Raw genomic sequence first — 859 nt, forward strand, 5'->3', positions numbered from 1 at the left:
CTACAAACTCGTGGTTGGTCAGATCAAGGTGATGTGTTCCCGGGCTCAAGCAATGTGATAACTATTTCGGATGATACAACTCCTTCTTTGAAACTCATCACCGGTGGCCGGGAAACCAATATCTCGATTAATGATATCGCCAGTACAGATCAAAGCGGCACGTTACGAGCGTCTATTCCTTCATCGACGAATAAATCGGCTTGGATAACGTCACTTTCAAGGACGTACGTGTATGAAGACAGCCGCAACAATACGATAGGGTTTGGGTTAGAAAACAACGACGGTTACCAATCTTTGGTTGGTTTCTACTTATTTGCTAAGCCAATCCTACCAAACTCCGAGATGCGTTATCGCATGTTTAAATATGACCTGACTACAAACCGTTGGGGGAATGCGTCTATTAACGTTGACACTCAAGTTGAAGTGTCATCGGGGGTGATTCCTACGTTTGGTGGTCGAGTTATGTTTGCATCGCCATTTGATATCGATGAAGGTGAGCAGTTGTTGGTCATTGAGCTAGAAAACGCTAAGCCAGAATACAGCTATTCATTCTTGGACGCTTATTTGTCTAACGGAGAGAAAAAGAAGCAGTTCTATGGAAATGCCAGTTCGTACAAGACGAGCGGATTAAGCGAAGGGCGTGGCCGTAACTATCCTTTTGCTGCTTTGTTAGAAAAACCTCAGGCGAAACCTGGTATTACGGTTGAAACGGATTCCGTCACTGTATTAAGCGGTGAAAGTATTACGATTGATGTACTGGCGAATGACCACTCATCGGATGCGAATAGCACATTGAAGCTAGATAAGATCACATCAAAGCCATCGATTGGTAGCGCTGAAATCTCAGGACAAAAAATCC

General features: G+C 44.1%; 1 pseudogene. It reads left to right on the forward strand.

The features are described from left to right. Window positions 1-859 (forward strand): annotated as a pseudogene (locus R7E78_RS25430) (RTX toxin); the annotation flags it as partial.

Source organism: Vibrio sp. YT-19(2023), from assembly GCF_033337395.1.